The organism is Bacteroidota bacterium (assembly GCA_016194975.1).
Taxonomy (GTDB): Bacteria; Bacteroidota; Bacteroidia; order Palsa-965; family Palsa-965.
Map to the genome: position 1 here is coordinate 165302 of JACQAM010000009.1, position 20357 is coordinate 185658.

20 protein-coding genes are annotated in these 20357 nt (G+C 42.8%); 14 read left to right on the forward strand and 6 right to left on the reverse strand.

The features are described 5' to 3' along the window. The first annotated feature begins 2 nt into the window (after positions 1 to 2). Complete coding sequence (locus HY064_08470) at positions 3 to 461, forward strand: response regulator (GenBank protein MBI3510684.1); 459 nt, start codon at positions 3 to 5, stop codon at positions 459 to 461. A 284-nt stretch (positions 462 to 745) separates the two neighbouring features. On the opposite strand, the gene HY064_08475 is transcribed toward HY064_08470, so the two are convergent. Continuing rightward, the gene (locus HY064_08475; protein MBI3510685.1) at positions 746 to 1198 is read right to left on the reverse strand and encodes a response regulator; all 453 of its coding nucleotides are present in this window, start codon (positions 1196 to 1198) and stop codon (positions 746 to 748) included. Then, the gene (locus tag HY064_08480; GenBank protein MBI3510686.1) at positions 1155 to 2756 is read right to left on the reverse strand and encodes a PAS domain-containing protein; all 1602 of its coding nucleotides are present in this window, start codon (positions 2754 to 2756) and stop codon (positions 1155 to 1157) included. Before HY064_08480 ends, HY064_08475 begins: the two co-directional genes overlap by 44 nt. Positions 2757 to 3079: 323 nt before the next feature. Between HY064_08480 and HY064_08485 the strand changes: the two genes are divergently transcribed. Then, positions 3080 to 3484 carry a response regulator gene (locus HY064_08485; GenBank protein ID MBI3510687.1) on the forward strand — a complete coding sequence of 135 codons (405 nt, stop codon included), beginning with the start codon at positions 3080 to 3082 and terminating at the stop codon, positions 3482 to 3484. 153 nt (positions 3485 to 3637) lie between these two features. On the opposite strand, the gene HY064_08490 is transcribed toward HY064_08485, so the two are convergent. Continuing rightward, the gene (locus HY064_08490; protein ID MBI3510688.1) at positions 3638 to 4129 is read right to left on the reverse strand and encodes a hypothetical protein; all 492 of its coding nucleotides are present in this window, start codon (positions 4127 to 4129) and stop codon (positions 3638 to 3640) included. Between the two features lie 279 nt (positions 4130 to 4408). On the opposite strand from HY064_08490, the gene HY064_08495 reads away from it, so the two are divergent. Together HY064_08495 and HY064_08500 are read left to right on the forward strand one after the other, a co-directional pair. Then, a complete protein-coding gene (locus HY064_08495; GenBank protein ID MBI3510689.1) occupies positions 4409 to 4945 on the forward strand; it encodes a hypothetical protein in 537 nt (178 codons plus the stop codon). A 43-nt stretch (positions 4946 to 4988) separates the two neighbouring features. Continuing rightward, positions 4989 to 5558 (forward strand): DUF4382 domain-containing protein, encoded by a 570-nt coding sequence (locus HY064_08500; GenBank protein ID MBI3510690.1) that lies wholly within the window; start codon positions 4989 to 4991, stop codon positions 5556 to 5558. Positions 5559 to 5581: 23 nt separating this feature from the next. Here HY064_08500 and HY064_08505 read toward each other — a convergent pair whose 3' ends face one another. Then, positions 5582 to 7693 carry an MASE1 domain-containing protein gene (locus tag HY064_08505; protein ID MBI3510691.1) on the reverse strand — a complete coding sequence of 704 codons (2112 nt, stop codon included), beginning with the start codon at positions 7691 to 7693 and terminating at the stop codon, positions 5582 to 5584. A 234-nt stretch (positions 7694 to 7927) separates the two neighbouring features. Between HY064_08505 and HY064_08510 the strand changes: the two genes are divergently transcribed. The 5 genes from HY064_08510 (at position 7928) to HY064_08530 (ending at position 13741) form a co-directional block, all read left to right on the forward strand. After that, positions 7928 to 9991 carry a response regulator gene (locus tag HY064_08510; GenBank protein ID MBI3510692.1) on the forward strand — a complete coding sequence of 688 codons (2064 nt, stop codon included), beginning with the start codon at positions 7928 to 7930 and terminating at the stop codon, positions 9989 to 9991. 25 nt (positions 9992 to 10016) lie between these two features. Next, the gene (locus HY064_08515; GenBank protein ID MBI3510693.1) at positions 10017 to 10367 is read left to right on the forward strand and encodes an Hpt domain-containing protein; all 351 of its coding nucleotides are present in this window, start codon (positions 10017 to 10019) and stop codon (positions 10365 to 10367) included. Between the two features lie 100 nt (positions 10368 to 10467). Continuing rightward, positions 10468 to 11829, forward strand: a complete 1362-nt coding sequence (locus HY064_08520; GenBank protein ID MBI3510694.1) for a sigma-54-dependent Fis family transcriptional regulator — start codon at positions 10468 to 10470, stop codon at positions 11827 to 11829. A 127-nt stretch (positions 11830 to 11956) separates the two neighbouring features. Continuing rightward, a complete protein-coding gene (locus tag HY064_08525; GenBank protein ID MBI3510695.1) occupies positions 11957 to 12850 on the forward strand; it encodes a hypothetical protein in 894 nt (297 codons plus the stop codon). A 159-nt stretch (positions 12851 to 13009) separates the two neighbouring features. After that, positions 13010 to 13741: a peptidase gene (locus HY064_08530; protein ID MBI3510696.1), complete on the forward strand. Its 732-nt coding sequence runs from the start codon at positions 13010 to 13012 to the stop codon at positions 13739 to 13741. Between the two features lie 227 nt (positions 13742 to 13968). Here the strand turns inward: HY064_08530 and HY064_08535 are convergent, their stop codons facing one another. Together HY064_08535 and HY064_08540 are read right to left on the reverse strand one after the other, a co-directional pair. Further along, positions 13969 to 14664: a creatininase family protein gene (locus tag HY064_08535; GenBank protein ID MBI3510697.1), complete on the reverse strand. Its 696-nt coding sequence runs from the start codon at positions 14662 to 14664 to the stop codon at positions 13969 to 13971. A 74-nt stretch (positions 14665 to 14738) separates the two neighbouring features. Continuing rightward, positions 14739 to 17105, reverse strand: coding sequence for a UvrD-helicase domain-containing protein (locus HY064_08540; protein ID MBI3510698.1), 2367 nt, complete (start codon positions 17103 to 17105; stop codon positions 14739 to 14741). Between the two features lie 213 nt (positions 17106 to 17318). On the opposite strand from HY064_08540, the gene HY064_08545 reads away from it, so the two are divergent. The 5 genes from HY064_08545 (at position 17319) to HY064_08565 (ending at position 20355) form a co-directional block, all read left to right on the forward strand. Then, positions 17319 to 17540 (forward strand): DUF2905 domain-containing protein, encoded by a 222-nt coding sequence (locus HY064_08545; protein ID MBI3510699.1) that lies wholly within the window; start codon positions 17319 to 17321, stop codon positions 17538 to 17540. A gap of 121 nt (positions 17541 to 17661) precedes the next feature. Further along, entirely contained in the window at positions 17662 to 17856 is a 195-nt protein-coding gene (locus tag HY064_08550; GenBank protein MBI3510700.1) for a hypothetical protein, read from the forward strand. Beyond that, positions 17853 to 18113 (forward strand): type II toxin-antitoxin system RelE/ParE family toxin, encoded by a 261-nt coding sequence (locus HY064_08555; protein MBI3510701.1) that lies wholly within the window; start codon positions 17853 to 17855, stop codon positions 18111 to 18113. Before HY064_08550 ends, HY064_08555 begins: the two co-directional genes overlap by 4 nt. 16 nt (positions 18114 to 18129) lie before the next feature. Continuing rightward, on the forward strand, positions 18130 to 19317 hold the full coding sequence (locus HY064_08560) for a DUF255 domain-containing protein (protein MBI3510702.1): 1188 nt from the start codon (positions 18130 to 18132) through the stop codon (positions 19315 to 19317). A 39-nt stretch (positions 19318 to 19356) separates the two neighbouring features. Then, a complete protein-coding gene (locus HY064_08565) occupies positions 19357 to 20355 on the forward strand; it encodes a DUF3089 domain-containing protein (protein MBI3510703.1) in 999 nt (332 codons plus the stop codon). Positions 20356 to 20357 lie beyond the last annotated feature (2 nt).

The window sequence follows — 20357 nt, forward strand, 5'->3', positions numbered from 1 at the left end:
CTATGAACACACAAACGCGAATGACACACGACGAAAACACTTTTCTCAGAAAAAAGTTTTCGGTTTTCATAGTCGACGACGATGAATCGTATTTGTCTGCTCTTGGCTTTCGGCTGATGAAAGATAATAGGAAGCACGAGTACAGTGTTTACTGTTACACATCAGGCGAAGAGTGTATCAATAATCTTGACCTCTCGCCGGTAGTGATCATTCTCGATTATTATCTCAATGCGGGAGATCCTCTTGCCATGAGCGGGCTCAAAGTGCTCAGAAGAATAAAAGAGTTGAAGCCCGATATTCCGGTCGTTGTTCTTTCGGCGCAACACAGCGTGAATGTCGCGCTCGATACGTTGCACGAAGGCGCATACACCTACGTGATCAAAGACAGGCACGCACTTTTCACTATAGAAAAGATCATCGAAAATATTGCAGCACCCGATCATGAAAGCATGGTGCATTGAGTGGGAAAACTCCGTTGCGGTTATTCGTCGGTACATATTTCATACGTGAATGGTGAGGAAGTGTAAATGGTCTGATTAATCCGACTGATTATCGAAATTCATTTTGTTAAATTTTAAAGTTATTTTATATTTAGTGGACATTATAAGTGAATGTATTTTTTCATTCGGACGGCAGTTGTAATAATAAATTCCGGATGAGAGATAAAAATAAAGTTCACCCGGTGCCATCCGGATTTACCGGCAGGAATGAGAAACAAAACCCATAAACCTGCCGGTATTTTTTTTTAAATTCTCGTGTGAGGATTTTCATTCAGCAGCATCCAGTAAAGTCCGAGTTCAGAAACAGCTTTTACAAAAAATTCGAATCCCACCGGTTTTACCACGTAGCTGTTCACACCTAATTTGTATCCTTCTATAATGTCTTTTTCTTCGCGCGAAGAGGTCATGATCACAACCGGAATAGTTTTCAGGGACTCGTCTGCTTTTATTATTCTTAAAACTTCAAGCCCGTCCACCTTCGGTAGTTTAAGATCGAGAATAATGAGTCGCGGGTTAACCGCCCCATTTGTATTTTCATATTTTCCTTTCCGGAAAAGTAAGTCAAGCGCTTCTGCACCGTCTTTCACGTGATGAAGACGGTTGACGAGATTATTTTTGTGAAGCGCCCTGATCGTCATTTCGGCATCATTCGGATTATCTTCCACGAGAAGGATCTCGACGTTCTGTAAATTTTCCATTGGAATTCGGTTTTATTTTTTCTGTGTTTGCGGGCAATGCAATAAAAAAAGTAGCGCCTTCATTCACCGCCGCTTCTGCCCACACGCGGCCGTGATGTTTTGTTGTGATGCGTTTCACGATGGCAAGGCCAACGCCGGTTCCTTCGAATTCTTCACTGGTATGCAAGCGCTGAAAAACACCGAAAAGTTTTCCGGCATATTTCATGTCGAATCCGACCCCGTTATCTTTCACACGGAAAATAATTTCCTTATCGGTTTCTTCCGAACTGATCTGTACAACCGGTTCTGCTTTTCCCGCAGAATATTTTATGGCGTTGGAAATAATATTATAAAACGCCTGGTGCATGAGCGCATAATCGACATTGGCATTGTGCAATTTACCAATGACAATTTTTGCATGATGACTGATATTTTTATTCACTTCGAACAACACTCCTTCCACAAGCAGATTCATGTCTTCCATTGACCGGTTCAATTCTTTACGGCCAAGCCGGGAAAATGAAAGAAGATCGTCAATGAGTGTTCCCATCTTCGCGGCATTGTAACGGATTATTTTCAGCAGGCGTTTTCCTTCTTCATCGAGGCGCTGTCCGTAATCTTCTTCCAGCATATTGGCATAACCATTCACTGCGCGCAGCGGCGCACGCAGGTCATGCGAGACGGAATATGTAAATGCTTCCAGCTCTTGATTCAACTGCAATACTTCTTTTTCCCTTTTTTTCTGTTCGGTAATATCTTCTGAAATACCAAGCAGGTAAGCAGGTTTCCCGTCTTTTCCAACGATCGGAATTTTTTTTGTGTGCAATAAGCGTTGGCCTTTAGCAAATGTATCGATGGGCTCTTCGCTAATGTCACATAGTTTCATTTGAGCAAGAACATTGCGGTCATTGGAAGTGAAAAACTCCGCCTGGCTTTTCGGAAAAAAATCGTAATCATTTTTACCAATGAGTTTTTCTCTTGTTAACCCAACCAATTCTTCCCCGGCTTTATTGAAACGCACGAAGCGTAATTCGTTCGCGTCTTTCACAAATATCATGTTCGGAATATTTTCAAGGACCGCATCGAGAAAGTGATTCGATTCGGTGAGAGCCGCTTCTGTTTCCTGTCGCCAGCGAAACATCATGCTGATGGCTTCGTTCTGTACCATGGAATGAATATCTTCCAGTTCATTTACAATAGCCACAATTTTTTCCGGATCGGAAGTGTAATGTGGAATGAACTTATGCAGCGCTTTTTTCTGAGCGGCATAAACCAATACAAGATCCACCGGTTGTATCTGTCCTTTTGATACACCCTCCAGTTTATCGTCTTCCCAATTTTTCAGATTCTCTTTTTGTTTTTTAATATAAATTCCTTGTGATAAATAATTGGAAAATTCAGTAAGCGATTTCATGGATCTGGGAAGAATGGCTTCGTCGGGAACATTTGCGAATAATTTCATAAGCGGAATATCCATTTCCCTCGAAATCCGTAAACTTTCCCTTGCGACTTTTTCAAGCATATTATCCCTGATGAATGCAAGAAATTCTTCTAAGTTTTTTGTTTCTGGATTTTTCATACGCAATCGGGGAAGAAAACAATTTCGCCCGCAATCAATTTAAGAATGTGATTTGTACGACGACTTGAAATTTCTATTTGCTGTTGTAATTTGTCGATGCATGGAAGAAATCTATCGATTCTTTGTTGGCATCAGAAAAATTCCGCGAAGCGTGATGATAGTTTTCAGCAGTGAACAGTTGAAATTATTATTTCGATTTTGATTTATTTCTTATCTTTTATTAGGCGCTAATTATTATTTTTACCTCCGAAATTCCCTCTGCTGATTTCCCCCATTACCTGATCAGCAGTATTTCGAACCAGTAATTGATGAGTGAAGGCGCAATGAAAAAGATCACAGTTTTTCTGATCGATGATTCGCAGGAGGATATTGAGCTAACGATGCATGTCCTTCGTGGAAACAAATTTATTTCCGGCATCTATACTTTTCGTGATGCAGAAATTGCGTTGCGGTCGATCGTGCAGAAAAATATTGCTGAAGAAATTTCATTGCCGCTGATCCTTCTCGATATGAATATGCCCGGTATGGGAGGGCTTGAATTCATCAGGAGGATCAAAGGTGAAAAGCATACGCGCGAAATTCCTATCGCAATTCTTACCGGCACCACCGACCTTCCGGATATCAAAGAAAGTATCCGCATGGGTGTGAATCATTACATCCAGAAACCGATTGAAGAAGAAGACCTGGAAAAGATCGCAGTTGAACTCGGGGTGAAAGGAACAGAATGATTTTTATTTTTTTGTAAACGGAAAAAAGCACCGGCAGTTCAGCAACCCACTCATGCTGATACTGCCGGATTCCGTGCGCTTAACACGATTGTTCACCCTTTTCCCACAACTTCTGCATGTTCCGTTCGATCTTTTCTCCTTTCGTTTTTATAATTACAAAATAAACTCCGGAAGACAGGACTGCACTACCTGACTTTTTTCAAGGCAGCCGCAGCCGCATATTCTTCGCCAAAAAATAATTATCCCTGTGTTATCATGGTTGACCGGCCACACCTTGCTATCAGTAGAAGCCGCTGCGTAGATAAAGTATGCAGGAACGAGGTGAACTTTTATTTCAATGAACGGAATTTCTTCCATCCCATTTTTGCAATTAACGCTGGTTATCCAGTAGTTGTGTTCTGATACAACCCTTGTATGCTGACCAAAGGCCATGAACCGGGTGAAGACAGCGATCGCAGGAAGGTAAATTCTTCTCCTAAAATAATTTCCCGCGTTATGCATTAATTCTATTTCCCTTAATGAATCCATCACTCTGTTTTTTTTTCCTCTTTTTCTCTGAACTGATTCCTGTACAATGTTAGCCACGTTTCGGAAGGAGTGCTTCCTGATTTCGATGGGAAGATATTCTCCTGCGATTCTTTGCATGAAAATACCGGCAGCCGGCAGATGAAATATTGGAATTCTGGAAGGGATGCACAGGAAGAAATTGCGTAAAGAATGATCACTGACCGGAAATGCATTCCGGGGCTACAATTGCCGTCCTGGAAGAATCAAAAAATTATCATTTTAAAAATCTTTTTCTCAAAATGAAAATGAGAAGACGGTATTAAAAAAAGAAAAGCATTGAAAATCATATCCTTAAAAAATTGCACGAAGCTTGCTGCCAACCAATAAAATTCACCAAAAGAAACGGAGGTAAGAATTATGAAAACGATCAGAAGAATTTTCATTCTCGCAATTGCAATGTTCATGAATTATTCCATGACAGCGCAATCAACGCAGAGCATGACCGCAAATGTTGTCGGTTATAAAACGGCGGTCGGCCTCAGGGCGGGAGAAATGTCGGGCATTACATTCAAGCGATTCAGCGGACAGAATCATGCGCTTGAATTTATTGTTGGCGACTGGCCTTATGGTTTCAGAGCCACCGGGCTTTATGAAAAATATTCAGGTTCCGCTATTGCTGGACTGAATTGGTATTATGGCGGAGGTGCACACTTTGGATTTGAAACCGGTCGCGTCTATTATTATTATCCTTATTACGACCGGTACTATAATTATTACTATCGCACCAGTGGCAACATGGCTTTAGGAATCGACGGCATCATCGGTATAGAATACAAGATCAAACCGATTCCGTTTGCCGTAAGTCTTGATATGAAACCATTTACTGAGATCAATTCATTCGGTGATATATTCTTCGGACTTGATCCGGGGCTCGGAATAAAAGTGGTTTTCTGAAAACAGATTTGCAATTCAAACCTAAATCAATAATTCAAAAAAAATGAAAGGAGAGATCATGAAAACGAGAAAAATAATTCCGGCGATCATCACGCTCATTGCAATATTGTTTTTTTCCTGCACGAAAGACAGGATGGGCGCAGCGATGATGGTAAAAATGACGGATGGTTCTGCGGTAACATTCACCACGCATGCTGATGCTTACCAGGCGGTGAATGTTGAAATAACAGGTGTGGAGATCAACTATGAAGGCACAACTGATGCGTGGGTAGCGCTTCCTGTTCATGCAGGAATCTACAACCTGATCGATATCCAGAATGATATCACCACAGTTCTTGCTGATCATTCGTCGATCCGTGCCGGAAAAGTGAGCCAGATGCGAATGATACTCGGAGATCACAACACGTTGGTCACGGGTAATGGTACGTTCGATCTGAAAGTTCCTTCCGGAGCGGAAACCGGTTTGAAAATTAATCTTGATACGGAGATCAAACCCGGTAAAACAGTTACGATCACAATAGATTTTAATTCTGAAAAATCTGTTGTTGATGAAGGAAATAATTCTTTCCTCTTGAAGCCATATCTTGAATTGAAAGCGGTGGATCAGTATTAGTGCAGATGTGGCGGGGGGCTGTCTCAAAAGGACAGCCCTTTTTTTGTTTCACTCATTACGGAACGTATTTTTTCGAAGAGCGCTTTTTTTGAGAATGGTTTTGTGATGTATCCGTTCATTCCCGCTTCGAAACATTTTTCTTCTTCGCCATGCATGGCATGCGCGGTCACTGCAATGATCGGAACTGCGTTTCCGGTTGCGGTTAATTCACGCCTGATATAACGGGCAACTTCATACCCGTCTTTTTCCGGGAGTTGTATATCGAGCAGAACAAGATCATATTTATTCGCTGTTGTTTTTTCGATGGCGATTTTTCCGTTCCATGCAAGATCTGTTTTACTTTTCAATCCTTCCAGCATTTTCATGATCAGCATCTGGTTCATCTCGTTGTCTTCTGCAACAAGTATGTTCAATCCTTCGATGGCAGAAAAATTTTCATTCGCATGACCAGTAGTTTTATTTTTCGGAAACGGAATATTTTTGCCGAACGGAAGATTGAAAGTGAATACGGATCCTTTCATCAACCGGCTTTCGAGATGAATGGAACCGTTCTGCATTTCCACCAATTGTTTTACAATGGCGAGTCCCAATCCTGTGCCTCCGTATTTTCTTGTCGTTTCATTGCTGGCCTGTGTGAAACCTTCGAACACCGACGAAATTTTATTTTGCGGAATACCGATCCCTGTGTCACTTACTTCAAACCTGAGCATCACACTGTCGTCATTTTCGGAAAGGAGACGAACACTTATTTTCACTTCTCCTTTTTCTGTGAACTTGATGGCGTTGTCAGCAAGATTGATCAGGATCTGGCTCATACGTGTGGGATCGCCGGTAAGAGCATCGGGAATTTTATCATCGCAGTGAACGGAGAGCGATATTTTTTTTTCATTGGCTTTCGGCAGCATAAGCATCATCATCGAATCGAGCAGTGAGGAAAGTTTAAGTTCTGTTTTTTCAAAAATAATTTTACCCGAACGGATCTTGGAGAAATCCAGGATATCATTGATGATGACAAGAAGATTCTGTCCCGATTTTTTTACCGCGTCTACGTACTGTTCCTGTTCGCTGTCCAGTTTTGTTTTTTCCATAAGTTCTGTAAATCCCACGATCGCATTCATCGGCGTACGTATCTCGTGGCTCATATTCGCAAGGAAAGTATCCTTCACCTTCACCGACTCTTCCAGTTCCTTCTGCGCTTTTTCAAGATTGCTGTTTAATTTTTCAAGTTTCTGTTCTGATTCGCGCCGCTCATTGAGCGTAGTGCTCAAAAACATCATGATGATCGAGCTCACGCAAATAAAGATCTGCAGCGATAACAAAGAATTATTCTGCGTGTCGGAGATGAATGGCCCTTTCCCGCCCAGTGTATTCCAGATGGCCAGTCCAGATACCAGAAGTACAATGAGCGACGACTGCCATTGCTCGATCGCAAAAACACAACCGGTAAGAATGATCAGCAAAAGATAGATGGAAGAATTAAGCGGGAAGAAAGAAAGCCGGCCGTTGAATTCTGCTTCCATGTAAATGATGAGGAGGATAAAGATCACGGAGAATTTCCAGAAATTTTTAAACTGAATTTTTTCCCGGAACGAATTCCAGCAACTGAGTAAGACCGGAGTGAGTACAATAATTCCGGCTACATCTCCCATCCACCACGTGAACCACACCGTCTTGTACGCGCTCGCCTGGATCACTCCTCCTTCCAATAAACTGGTTGCGCCGAATGTGCAACTGACCATGCACATGAGCAAAGCAGCAAAAATAAAAAGAGAAAAATCTTTTGTTAAGCTGAGTATCTGCTTCGAACGAAAAAGATTGAGCAGATAATTTCCGGTAAGCGCTTCGAGCGTATTTCCGGCCGCAATAATTCCCGACATAAAAAGAATGGTATTCAGGCCGGCGGCTTTGTTCGATAAAAAAACAACGACGTTCGCAGCAAAAGCGCCGATAAATATTCCCGGCCACGAGCGGGAACCAAGAATAAGTATTGCAGCAAATGCAAAACCGGAAGGAGGCCACACCGGGGAAGCATTCGTATTTCCGAGCGCAAGCAAAAGTCCCGCTCTTGCAGAAAAATAATAAATGACAGCAACAGCTATAATCCTCGGAATCGATTTCAGGGAAACTTTATTCATCGATCTTTAGTAAACAACTATTATACGAAGGAAATTCCGACAGGGATATGCGGAACATGAAATTCAAAAGAAAAAAATACTGAATAGCCGTCCCGGAATTCTTTTTACTCTTTTGTGAAAAAATGAAACAACATTTCGACGGAAGTGAAAACAAAAACAGGATGATCTCGTTTAAAAAAGAATCCTCCCCGTTACGATTTTCAAAGACAGATCCGCCAGACACAATAATTACCAATGAAAAATCCATTCAAAATATCGTTGTTCGGGCCGATGATGATCGTGTTTCTCATTCTCGTGCAGGCGATGGTGGTCGTGACGGGTTATCTGAGTTACAGGAAATTCAACACGATCGTCGATTATGTGAAGATCCCGGAAAAACCTTCTTCCAATCTCGTTCTCATGCGACAAATCATTTCCGATCTTTCGAATACAGAGCGAAATGCAAAATCATATTATCTCACGCGCAAAGGAAATTATCTCTCCGGTTATTATGAATCGCTTGTTCGCTTGTCTTCGAATATCGATAAGCTGGATACCGCAGGATGGGAAGATCATGAAGAACGTGTGTGTGCCGATAGCCTTGAATCGCTTTTTGGAAAAGAACTCTTAGTCCTTAATGACCTGGTTTATCTCGATAATAATGAATATGTGACGAATCAGTTACAGGTAATTTCCGACCAGATCGGTAAAATGAAACTGGCCCCGGCAAATCCCGTGTCAGCGAATAATAATGATGAAGAAAAAAATAAGAACGGATTTTTAAATCGGGTTTTCGGAAAAAATAAAAATGGATCCAATGCACAGGCCGGCAACACCGACCAGCTTGCCCACATTAAAAAAGACATGAACAAGCAGGTGGTGACGGTGAAACAAACTCAGAAAGATGAACTTCGCCGCATCAAAAATGAAGAGTTCAGGATCACGGACGAAAATATGTCATTGTCGGACAACATTCATTCATTTCTCGACAAGATAGAAGTGATCGAACAGAACAGGATCAGGACGCGCAACGCGCACGCTGCAGCGGATGCGCAGGAAAGTAAATCTACCATAAGTATTTTCTGCGGACTGATCATTTCCCTGTTGCTTATTTCCAGTGCATTTATTGCGCGTTATGCCACGCACAACAAACGCAGGAATGAGTTGTTGCGCAAAGAAAAAACTTTCGCGCAGCAACAGGCCGAATCAAAACAGAATCTCGTTGCCAATATGAGCCACGAGATACGTACGCCGCTTAATTCCATTATCGGTTTTTCGGAACAGGTATTGCAATCAGATCTTGCGCCACAGCAACACCAGCACGTGAGCATTGTAAAAAAATCAGCAGACCATCTCCTGCACGTGATCAATAATATTCTTGACAATTCGAAACTCGAAGCCGGAAAATTTCTTTTCCAGGAAATAAATTTTTCACCTGCCGATCCTATTCTCGAAGCAATTCATTCCATGCAGGTCCAGGCGAAAGTGAAAGGAATTGCTTTGCAATATGAAATCTCCGGTGATCTCCCCGCAATGATCGTTGGTGATCCTGTCCGGCTTACGCAGATCCTTCTGAATATTCTGGGTAACGCTATCAAATATACTCCTGAAGGATGGGTGAAACTGGAAGCGACCTGTGACCAGGAAAAAAAGCTGATCTGCATAAGTGTTGCCGACACTGGTACAGGTATTCCTTCAGCAAAACTCACCACCATCTTCAATGAGTATGAACAAGCCGATGCCATTGCATCTTTGCGCGGAACGGGACTTGGTTTATCCATCACAAAAAAATTAGTGGAATTGCAGGGCGGAAATATTACGCTGGAAAGTAAAGTAGGTGAAGGAACAAAAGTCACGATCCTGATGCCTTATACGGAAACGGAAATAATAGCGGCAGAAAAACATAATAAGAATGAGCAACAGGAATTTCATGATCCTGAAAAACTCCGCGGCAAAAGAATTCTTATTGCCGATGATGAACAGTTCAACAGGATGCTGCTGGCTTCCATTCTTAAAAAACACGGATTGTTTTTTTCCGAAGCGGCAAACGGAAAAGAAGCGCTTGCACAATTAGAAAAAAATGATTTCGACATGGTGCTCATGGATCTGCGGATGCCGGAAATGAACGGCATCGTTGCAACAGAAAATATCCGCAATCTCGCCGATAGTAAAAAAGCAGGAGTTCCGGTTGTTGCATTGACCGCCGGCCTCGAGTCGGAAAAAACGGAAATATGCCGCAAAGCCGGGATGAATGATTTTATTTCCAAACCCTACCGCGAGGCCGAGCTGCTCCGGAAACTTGCCCGGTATTTAACGTGAAGTAAATTGAATAATAAACAAAGCTATGCCTGATCGTAAAAAATTTGACCTGGGCCCATTGAAGGAACTTTGTTCAGGCGACGAAGTTTTTTATGCTGAAATGATAAAAACATTTTTCCGAACAACACTGGCCGGAATTTCATCCATGCAAAAAGCCGCTGAAGAAAAGAAGTGGAAAGAAGTTTCTGAACTCGCTCATAAAATGAGAGGGCCATGCACGCATCTTTCGACGCATGCACTTTCGGAATTATTGGTGCAGATAGAAAAAGATATTTCCGGCGGGCAAAGCACGGATCACATTCCCGGTTTAGTGAGTAGGGCAACACAGGAAGCAGAAGATGTCATCGGCCTTATAAAAACAGAAACCGGTTTGTGATCTTTTGTTTTTTTCCGGCCGAAGATTATTTTATTTTTTAAACTGATACATTGGCAAAAACTATTCTTTTTCACGCAGATGGCGTAATTTTGTAATGACAATGAAAGCGAAACCAATACTGATACAGGTAGTAGAAGATGACGAATGGTACAACAAATTGTTGGTACACACGGTTTCATTGAATCCCGATTTCGAGGTAAAAAGTTTTTTCAACGCAAAGGATTTTCTACGGCAGTTGGATTCATTGCCACACATCGTTACGCTCGATCATCGTTTGCCGGATATGCAGGGAACAGAAGTGCTTAGCGAGATCCGGAAAAAAAGCCCGGATACAGAAGTGATCATCATTTCTGAACAACAGGAAATAGCGGCGGCGGTTGAACTTTTTCATCTCGGCGTTTACGATTACCTCATTAAGGAAAAAAACATCCGCGAAAAACTACTCAATACACTAAATAATATTTTAAAAACAATTCATTTAAAGGAACGCGTTTCAACTCTTGAAAAAGAAGTCGGAAAAAAATATGATTTCTCACAATTGCTTATCGGTGAAAGCGAGCAACTGAAAAAAGTGGAAGAAATGATCGGCAAAGCGATCGGGTCGACGATCAATGTCATTATCACCGGTGAAACAGGAACGGGAAAAGAAGTCGTCGCTAAATCCATTCATTTCAATTCGGTACGCCACAAAAAACCTTTTGTCGCAGTGAATGTTGCTGCAATTCCATCGGAGCTTATTGAAAGTGAATTGTTCGGCCACGAGAAAGGTGCATTTACCGGCGCATCGGCAAGGCGCATCGGAAAATTCGAAGAAGCAAATGGCGGAACACTTTTCCTTGACGAGATCGGCGAAATGGATATTTCCATTCAGGCGAAATTGCTTCGCGCTTTGCAGGAAAAAGAAATTACGCGCGTAGGCGATAATGCGCATGTGAAAGTAGATTGCCGCATCATCGTAGCCACGCACCGCAACCTGAAAGAAGAAGTTTCACAAGGCCGTTTCCGCGAAGATCTTTATTATCGGTTGTTCGGGCTTCCCATTGAATTGCCGCCATTGCGTGAGCGCGGGCGCGATGTGCTTTTGCTCGCGAATGAATTCATCAGTAGTTTCTGCGAAGAAAATGCAATTCCGCTGAAAGCACTTTCTCCGGAAACAGAAAAAAAATTAATGAGTTATACTTTTCCCGGAAATATCCGCGAACTGAAATCCGTTGTTGAACTTGCGGTTGTACTCAGTGATTCTGAAAAAATTTATTCCGATGATATCAAGTTGTCTTCACCCGATGCGGTTGCTGAAGTAATTTCCGAAGAGGCGAGTTTACGCGAGTATAATATTCGTATTGTAAAAACGTATCTCCGGAAATATAATAATGATGTAAAGCTTGTGGCGCAGAAACTCGGAATAGGATCCGCTACCATTTACCGGATGCAAAAAGAAGATTCCAGTATCATTTCGAAATAATATTTCTCATTTTGAGAAAAGAAGAAAGCTCCCGCTTTTTTTATTCCCGTGAATTTTAATGATTTGCATTTTTTTCTGTTAATGGAATAGTATTGGTTGCTGTAGGTTCGAACAAAACACGGTAATCATGAAAAAGAACTTCAGATCAATTTCAACTATTCTGTTCACTGCAGGACTTTTATTTTCTTCATGTCATAATGCAGGGAAAAAAACCGCCGCGAACCGAATGTCCGATTCGCTGATCGTACAAACGCAGCGAAAGGATTCCGCTATTGATGCCTACATTCAAACGCTCAATGAGATCGATTTAAACCTGGACCAGATCCGTGATAAAAGAGGGTTGATCGTTATGGGGCCAAAAAGCAATGTAGCCGAAAATGTTTCGAAGAAAGAACAGATCCTTCGCAATCTTTCCATGATCGACATGATGCTCGCATCGAATAAAGAGAAGATCACAAAACTTGAAACGGATCTCTCCAAGTCGAATTCAGGCGATAAAAAACTTGCGGCGCTCGTAAAAAGTTACCGCGCACGCATTGCAGAATCAGACAGCGAAACCGCAGACTTGAAAAAACAACTTGCTTCATTGTCATTCACGAACGAGGAACTCAAGACCAACGTGAAAAATATGCAGACTGACAATGATAAACTGCAGGGCGAGAACAGTGGCTTGCATGAAAATGTTTCCACGATGGACAGGGAACTTCATACGGCGTATTACGCAGTGGGCACTTATAAAAACCTGAAGAGTGAGAAGATCATTCCGAAAAATGATGTGCTCGGAATTGAAACTACGCCAATACCTGGTCCCGGTTTCAACGCGTCATCATTTGCCGAGATCAATACCAAAACCACAACCGACATCATGGTGAACAGTAAGAAAGTGAAGATCATGACCGATCACCCGGCAGAATCCTATTCTATTGTGAAAGATCCTGACGGTACGCTCACGATCCACATCATCGATCCGGATTTGTTCTGGAGCATTTCGAAATATCTTGTTGTTGAAACAAGAGTGTAATGAAACGAAACAGCAACTCAAGGCCGGCAATGCACCGGGATGGGAATGGCAATTTGAAATGAATGCCGAAGAAAATGGGAAGGTGTTAGTTCCTTTCCGGAATATTCAACCGGCGTGAGTTGCGTTTCAAAAATAATTCTTCGACAAAAAAAAATCGTTATGAAAAAATATCTTGTCATACTGTTTATGATCCTGTTGCCGATTGCCGGCTGCAGGAAAATAGAAATATTCAGGGACGACCGCGTTTCTCCACACGATTTTCTCTCCGATAAAAAATACAGATCGCTCGTCGTCGAGATTGATTATGTTTCGGGTTTCGAGCCGTCGGGCGATGCAGCAGATAAGCTGCAACAATTTCTCGAACAGCGTTTGAATAAACCGGCAGGAATATCTTTTGTTTATCATTCCATTGCTTCGCCAGGTAAAACGTCTTACACGATCGATGATATCAAAAAAACAGAAAAAGATCATCGCATGGAAAATGTGCACGGCGAAACAGTAACTGCATATTTTCTTTTCATCGATGGAAATTATGCCGACGATGGACAGAATTCAAAAGCGCTCGGACTTACTTATGGTAATTCTTCTGTTGTCATTTTCGAAAAAACGCTTCATGATTTTTCCGGGCATTTTGGCCAACCGGAAGAATATGTTCTTGAAGCAACGGTGATGGATCATGAGTTCGGACATTTGCTGGGGCTCGTCAATGACGGAACCAAAATGGTGGTCAATCACCAGGATGTTTCGAACGGATATCATTGCGACAATTCGGCCTGCCTGATGTATTACGCTGTGGAGACTTCGGACGTGCTTGCCAATATGGTTGGAAGTAATATTCCGGCGCTCGATGACAATTGTATAAAAGATCTGCAGGCGAATGGCGGAAAATAAATAACAATTGAAAAAATACCGGGAGAAATATTCCTTTCATAATTAAAAATACTTCCTTCCCGGTTTCGGGTTGGTTAGTCTGGAGAATGGGACGGTATCGCGAAAGTGGTATCGTTCTTTTTATTATTGTAGAATTGAACGAAAGATTTATTCACTTAATTTTATCGGGCAAACAAGGTTGTATTGAAACACAACCCTGAATTCGAACAATTTTTCCCGTAAAAATATCACCAGCCCGTTTCCAGCAGCGCACGCGTTTCCAGCACAGCCGTTTGCCACAGTTGAAATAGTTCTTCATCCTTCCGCTGGTAACAGCCGCCGTAATTCCCGTCGCCGAGATATTCGCGCGCTTCTTTTGCATTGAGTTTTTTCAAATAGTCCAGGTCGCACATTTTTTTCTGCGCGCCGGGCATGCTCACTCCCGCGAGGCGCGTCCAGGGAAAATTTTCCATCCACGATGCGTGCGATGCAACCGGGTCAATCTCCATCACTTTCTTCCACGTTTTTTCCGCCTTCCACCAGTTGTGAAATTTTATGGAGATAGCGGAAGAAGAATATTGCTTCGCAATAAAATCCATCAGCGGAATATTTCCCCCGTGTCCGTTCACAAGGAGAATATGACGGAATCCGTGATGCGCGATCGAATCAATAATATCTTTCATCAACAGGTTGAGCGTAGAGGGTTGGAGTGAAACCGTTCCGGGATAATCCATGAACAAAGGAGTGATGCCATAATGCACCACGGGAAAAACAGGAATTTCCAGCGGTTCTGCTGCTTCGATTGAAATGCGCTCAGCGAGAATGCTGTCGGTAGATAAACTCAGGTAAGCATGCTGTTCGGTGGATCCGATAGGCAGAACGCAGCGGTCATCTTTTTCAAGATAGCTTTCTACCTGTTTCCAGTTGAGCGACGAGATGTGCATGAGCTATTATTTTTGTGAAAAAAACCAGGAAATAATGGTTGTGCAATAATACAACCCTCTTCAACATAGAAAGATCATTGTACGATCTCCAGCTTCGCGAATTTCAGCAGCAATTGTTTCTGGCCGGCGCTGTCAAATTCCACAAATGCTTTTGTATTCGGGAAATTTCCTTCCATTGCGGTCACCGTTCCTTTTCCGAAACGTTCGTGCTTCACCACCGAACCGATCTGCAGATTTTTCAAATGAGAATTATCGTGAAGGACCGGCGCCGACTTCGCCGTACTTGCTTTCACCAGATTTTTTTTCTTCGGTAAAACAGTATTCGTCACCGTCTTCTTCATTCCGAAAGTAGGTTCATTGAATTCGCTGTGTTCGTTACGAGCCGCACTGTTTGCATACTCGATATATTTCGGATCGATCTCTTCAATGAACCGGCTTGCTTCGCAGGTGGTGAGATTTCCCCAGCGATAACGCGAAGAAGAGTAGGTGATGGTGGCACGTTTTTCCGCGCGCGTGACTGCAACATAAAACAAACGGCGCTCTTCTTCGAGATCGGATCTTGAATTCAGTGACAGCGGAGAAGGGAAAAGATTTTCTTCAACTCCCACAATAAAGACATAAGGAAATTCAAGTCCCTTCGCTGCGTGAATGGTCATGAGTGAAACGCGATCGAGATCCGTTTCATCTTCTTTTACATCAGCGTCGGTGAGCAGGGCAATGTCCTGCATGAACTGATCGAGTGTACGCATCGCTTCTTTTTGCGGAGCGGTCTCCCCGAGGATCTCCGCTTGTTTTTCCAATTCTATCCGCGCTAATTCGGGATCGCTCTCAATGAGTTCGATCGCCGGCGCTTCATCTCCGTCGGAAAATTCTTTGAGTCCGTTCAGTAATTCCTGCACGTTCTCATAGCGACTCACACCTTCCGGAGTTTTATCGGTGTACAATTCGCGCAGCAGTCCCGATGTATTTGCAATGTGATTTCCGAGATCATACGCATTATTCGTCGGCAACATCACCTGGAAACTCTGGATCATGGTAATGAAATCGGCAATGCGTTGCGTGGTGCCCGAATTTATTCCCAATGCGAACGCCGTAATATTTTCGCAAACCGTCCACAAACTGACATCATTATCGCGTGCGGCGATTGTGAGTTTGTCGAGTGAAGTGTCGCCTATTCCTCTTGCAGGATAATTGATCACGCGGCGGAAAGCTTCCTCATCATGCGGATTTATCGCAAGCCGGTAATAGGCGAGTAAATCTTTCACTTCTTTCCGCTGGTAAAAAGAAAGTCCACCGTAAATGCGGTAAGCAATTCCTTTTTTCCGCAACGCTTCTTCCATTGCGCGGCTCTGCGCGTTCGTGCGATAGAGAATGGCGAAATCACGATTGCGTTTTTGTTTTTCCAATTTCGTATCGAAGATGCTGCGCGCTACTATCTGTCCTTCTTCATTATCAGTGTGCGCTTTCATGAGTTGAATCAGTTCTCCGTCGTCGTTGTGTGTCCACACTTTTTTCTCAAGCTGATCGCGGTTGTTGCTGATGATCGCGTTCGCAGCGCTCACAATATTTTTCGTGCTGCGGTAATTCTGTTCGAGTTTAAAAGTGTGCAGATCGGGATAATCTTTTTCGAAGCTGAGAATATTCTGAATGTTCGCGCCACGGAAAGCATAAATGGATTGCGCATCGTCGCCCACAACGCAGATGTTCTGGAATTTTGCGGCGAGTTGTTTTACAATAACGTATTGCGAAAAATTCGTGTCCTGGTACTCATCCACCATGATGTAGCGGAATTTATCCTGGTACTTATGGAGAATATCGGGAAAATCGCGGAGCAGAATATTCGTATTGAAAAGCAGGTCGTCGAAATCCATGGCGCCCGCTTTGAAACAGCGTTTGTGATAGAGATCGTAAACAAGGCCGATCTTCGGTTTTCCACTCATGCGGTCTTCTTCCATGATCGTCGAATCCAATTGGTACGCTGCAGCAGAAACAAGATTATTTTTCGCCGATGAAATTCTGCTCAGCACTAAACCCGGTTTGTAAATTTTTTCGTCGAGTCCCTGTTCTTTGAGAATGGATTTGAGTAGCGATTTGGAATCGTCAGTATCATAAATTGTAAAATTGGAAGGATAACCGATGCGTTCCGCCTCCGAGCGAAGAATGCGCGCAAACACCGAGTGAAAAGTTCCCATCCATAAATTCCGTGCTTCGCCTTTTGTCACAATTTTTGCAATGCGGTCTTTCATTTCACGCGCCGCTTTATTTGTAAAAGTGAGCGCAAGAATATTGAACGCATCCACTCCGCTGTTCACGAGATGCGCCACGCGGTATGTGAGTACGCGCGTTTTGCCCGAGCCCGCGCCCGCGACAATCATCACCGGGCCATCGGTACATTTTACCGCCGCACACTGCGCTTCATTGAGTTCTTCGAGGTAATTCACTTTGGAAGAATAGTTATTGGGTTAATGAGTTATTGGGTTGGCGAAATCAAAAGTTGTTTTCACAGGTTAAAAAAAGCAAAAGAAAATTTCGTTACAAATTTAAGGGTTTGACGATGGAAGATGGATGATGTGGAAAACTAATTGGTGGAAAACTAATTTCGTATTTCGTAACTTTTCCCGAATTAATTCGGGATTTCGTATTTCGCACTTACCATGCCTACTCTCACCAAATATCTATTCCTCGCCGGCGCACTACTCATTCTCGCCGGACTCGTGTGGTGGTTATTCGGCGACAAATTAAAATGGATAGGAAAACTTCCGGGAGACATTCGCATTGAAAATAATAATGGTGGATTTTATTTCCCGATCGTCACTTGTATTCTCATCAGTGTTGTGCTAACACTGTTGATGTGGCTGATCAGGAAATTTATGTGAGGCCGTGTATTATTCAGTGACAGCAACCAGATTAGTTCAATGTGATGTCGCTGCTCCAATGAAATTTCGTAAATTCGCTATGAGTTTACCGTTGTGATCAAAACGTCTAAGTCAAATTAATATGAAAGGTGTTAGCTATATCAAAGACAGCCATAAAAAAGTGAAGGCGGTGCAGATCGACATTAGTCTTCTGGAAAAATATAATGAGCAACTGGAAGATTTGATCGATGTAATAATTGCTGAATCGAGGGTAGATGAACCCAGTGTACCATTTGAAAGAGTAGAAAAATCGCTCCGAAAAAAAGGTAAAATATGATTTACCTGATTACGGTAAAAAGATCTGCCGTCAAGGAAATTGAAATGCTTCCGGTAAAAGTAGCTTCTAAAATCGTTGATGCGATTCGGGCGTTGGCAGTTAATCCCAGGCCGACAGGATGCATAAAACTAAAAGGTGATGGCGGATATTTCTGGAGAATCAGAATTGGAGATTACCGTGTCATCTATTCCATAAAAGACGAAATAAAAATTATTAATGTACAGAAAGTAGGACATCGAAAAGACATTTATAAATAAACTAAAAATTTCTCCAATGAAAAAGATCATCACACTTCTCGTAATTATTCCGCTGAACATTGCTCTTCACGCCGGCGACCTGAATTATTTTTCCGGAACGTGGAATGAATCGCTGAAAAAAGCAGGCGCCGAAAAAAAATACGTGATGCTCGATTGCTACACCGATTGGTGCGGCTGGTGCAAAGTGATGGACCGCTCCACTTTCAAAAGCGACACTACGATTACAGAGATCGATAAGAATTTTGTCGCGATAAAAAGAGAAATGGAAAAAGATCCGGAGGGACTCATGATCGCAATGAAATATCACATTCAGGCATTTCCTACTTACTTGATCTTTTCTCCCGAAGGAAAATTAATTTACACGATAGTGGGTTATCGCCCCACCCAGCAATTTGTAGATGAATTGATGAAAGCTGAAAATCCTGCAACGCAGGTTAATTATCCCGGCTATTCTCCGGCGCTCGATCCCGGTTTCCCGGAGTTTTACAAAAAATCGTACGGCACCGGAAAGGCACGTGTGAATCCTTCTCCAGATACAGTGAATACATTTCTCGATAAACAAAAAGATATTACTGCTGAAGTTCCCTGGGATGTGATCGCACGTTTCAATGTGAATGATAAATATTCCAATCTCGTTCTTTCTAATGCAGATAAGTTGCGCGGGCTCTATGGAAAAGACCAGGTGGATAACAAAATTTACGCGATCATTTTTATGAAAGGAGATTCTGCTGCAAATAAGAATGATGAGAAGTTGCTGAATGAAGCGCTCGCCGATCTCGACAAATATTTTCCCGGAAATATTTACAATGGAAGTAATAAACGCCGGTTGAGCATTTCATTCTATGAAAAGAATAACGGATGGGTGAAAGTGACACAGCTCGAACAAGCAATGCTTGATACGTGTAAACCTGCGAGTATGAATTCTGCTTCCAATGAAATAAATGACGTGTGCTGGGGATTTTATGAGAAGTGCGACGACAAAACTGCACTGGAACTTACATTACCATTAATGAAAAAAATTACGGATGCTGTCCCTGAATATGCTTCCATGGATACTTATGCCTCTTTGCTTTACAAAGCCGGCCATTATAAAGAAGCAAAAACAGTCGCTGAAAATGCGATCGCGCTTGGTAAGAAGAGCGGCGATAAAACAGATTCGACCGAGAAACTGCTGGTGGACATCAACACTAAACTCAAGCAGTAGACGGAATCTCGTTTTATGTTTTACCGGGTTATTTTTTTTTTGAAGCTTATTTTATTTTTATGGTTGTGTTTCAGTACAACCACATCCATTCATGCCGGGAATGCACACCCTGTTCGTCCCGATTATTCCAATGAAAAATTCTGGATCGCACTTCCCGCAAGGCACGACATAGGCGACAGCATTCCTCCCGGTTGTGAAATAAAGGAAGATGAAGCCAATGCAAATGCGGATGTGTTCTACATTCATCCAACGGTTTATCTTGCCGGCGGCCCCTGGAACGGCGATCTCGATGATAAAAGTCTCAACCGGAAATGTGATGCGTGTGTTTTATTCCAGGCCACGCCGTTCAACGCGTGTTGTAAAGTTTATGCGCCGCGTTACCGGCAGGCTATTCTCCGCGCCTTCACCGATTCGTGTGCTGCAGGAGATGCTGCACTCGATACAGCGTACTCCGATGTGAAAAAAGCTTTTGAATATTATCTCGCGAATTATAATCACGGCCGGCCCATCATCGTTGCAGGGCACAGCCAGGGATCGTATCACGCAAAACGCTTACTCAAAGAATTTTTCGAGGGAAAACCTTTACTCAAACAACTCGTTGCCGCGTACGCAATTGGTTGCCCGATACCGGTGAATTATTTTAGCGACATTCCCGTTGGCGACAGTGCAGCGCAAACCGGATGTTTCATAACATGGAATACGGTTGCTTACGGTACGCAGATGACAGGCGCGCTCGCACGCTACACAGGCGATGCGTGTGTGAATCCGCTGACGTGGAGAACAGATACAACGACTGCGAAAAAAGAATTGCATGATGGAGCAGTACCGTTTGATTTTAAAAGTATCGATCGCCACCTCGTGCAGGCCTGCATCCGCGGAAATTTACTCTGGATTACTTCTTCCGACAAAAAACATTTCCGGAAATATTATCATCTCGGGAAGATCTATCATGTGAGTGATGTGAATTTTTTCTACATGGACATACGCGCGAATGCGATCGTGCGCGTGAATGCGTACAGGAAGAAGAATGGGAATTAATT

Coding starts and splice junctions, on each gene's coding strand:
- HY064_08470 (MBI3510684.1), top strand. CDS start 3: ATGAACACACAAACGCGAATGACACACGACGAAAACACTTTTCTCAGA.
- HY064_08475 (MBI3510685.1), bottom strand. CDS start 1,198: ATGGAAAATTTACAGAACGTCGAGATCCTTCTCGTGGAAGATAATCCG.
- HY064_08480 (MBI3510686.1), bottom strand. CDS start 2,756: ATGAAAAATCCAGAAACAAAAAACTTAGAAGAATTTCTTGCATTCATC.
- HY064_08485 (MBI3510687.1), top strand. CDS start 3,080: ATGAAAAAGATCACAGTTTTTCTGATCGATGATTCGCAGGAGGATATT.
- HY064_08490 (MBI3510688.1), bottom strand. CDS start 4,129: ATGCAAAGAATCGCAGGAGAATATCTTCCCATCGAAATCAGGAAGCAC.
- HY064_08495 (MBI3510689.1), top strand. CDS start 4,409: ATGAAAACGATCAGAAGAATTTTCATTCTCGCAATTGCAATGTTCATG.
- HY064_08500 (MBI3510690.1), top strand. CDS start 4,989: ATGAAAGGAGAGATCATGAAAACGAGAAAAATAATTCCGGCGATCATC.
- HY064_08505 (MBI3510691.1), bottom strand. CDS start 7,693: ATGAATAAAGTTTCCCTGAAATCGATTCCGAGGATTATAGCTGTTGCT.
- HY064_08510 (MBI3510692.1), top strand. CDS start 7,928: ATGAAAAATCCATTCAAAATATCGTTGTTCGGGCCGATGATGATCGTG.
- HY064_08515 (MBI3510693.1), top strand. CDS start 10,017: ATGCCTGATCGTAAAAAATTTGACCTGGGCCCATTGAAGGAACTTTGT.
- HY064_08520 (MBI3510694.1), top strand. CDS start 10,468: ATGAAAGCGAAACCAATACTGATACAGGTAGTAGAAGATGACGAATGG.
- HY064_08525 (MBI3510695.1), top strand. CDS start 11,957: ATGAAAAAGAACTTCAGATCAATTTCAACTATTCTGTTCACTGCAGGA.
- HY064_08530 (MBI3510696.1), top strand. CDS start 13,010: ATGAAAAAATATCTTGTCATACTGTTTATGATCCTGTTGCCGATTGCC.
- HY064_08535 (MBI3510697.1), bottom strand. CDS start 14,664: ATGCACATCTCGTCGCTCAACTGGAAACAGGTAGAAAGCTATCTTGAA.
- HY064_08545 (MBI3510699.1), top strand. CDS start 17,319: ATGCCTACTCTCACCAAATATCTATTCCTCGCCGGCGCACTACTCATT.
- HY064_08550 (MBI3510700.1), top strand. CDS start 17,662: ATGAAAGGTGTTAGCTATATCAAAGACAGCCATAAAAAAGTGAAGGCG.
- HY064_08555 (MBI3510701.1), top strand. CDS start 17,853: ATGATTTACCTGATTACGGTAAAAAGATCTGCCGTCAAGGAAATTGAA.
- HY064_08560 (MBI3510702.1), top strand. CDS start 18,130: ATGAAAAAGATCATCACACTTCTCGTAATTATTCCGCTGAACATTGCT.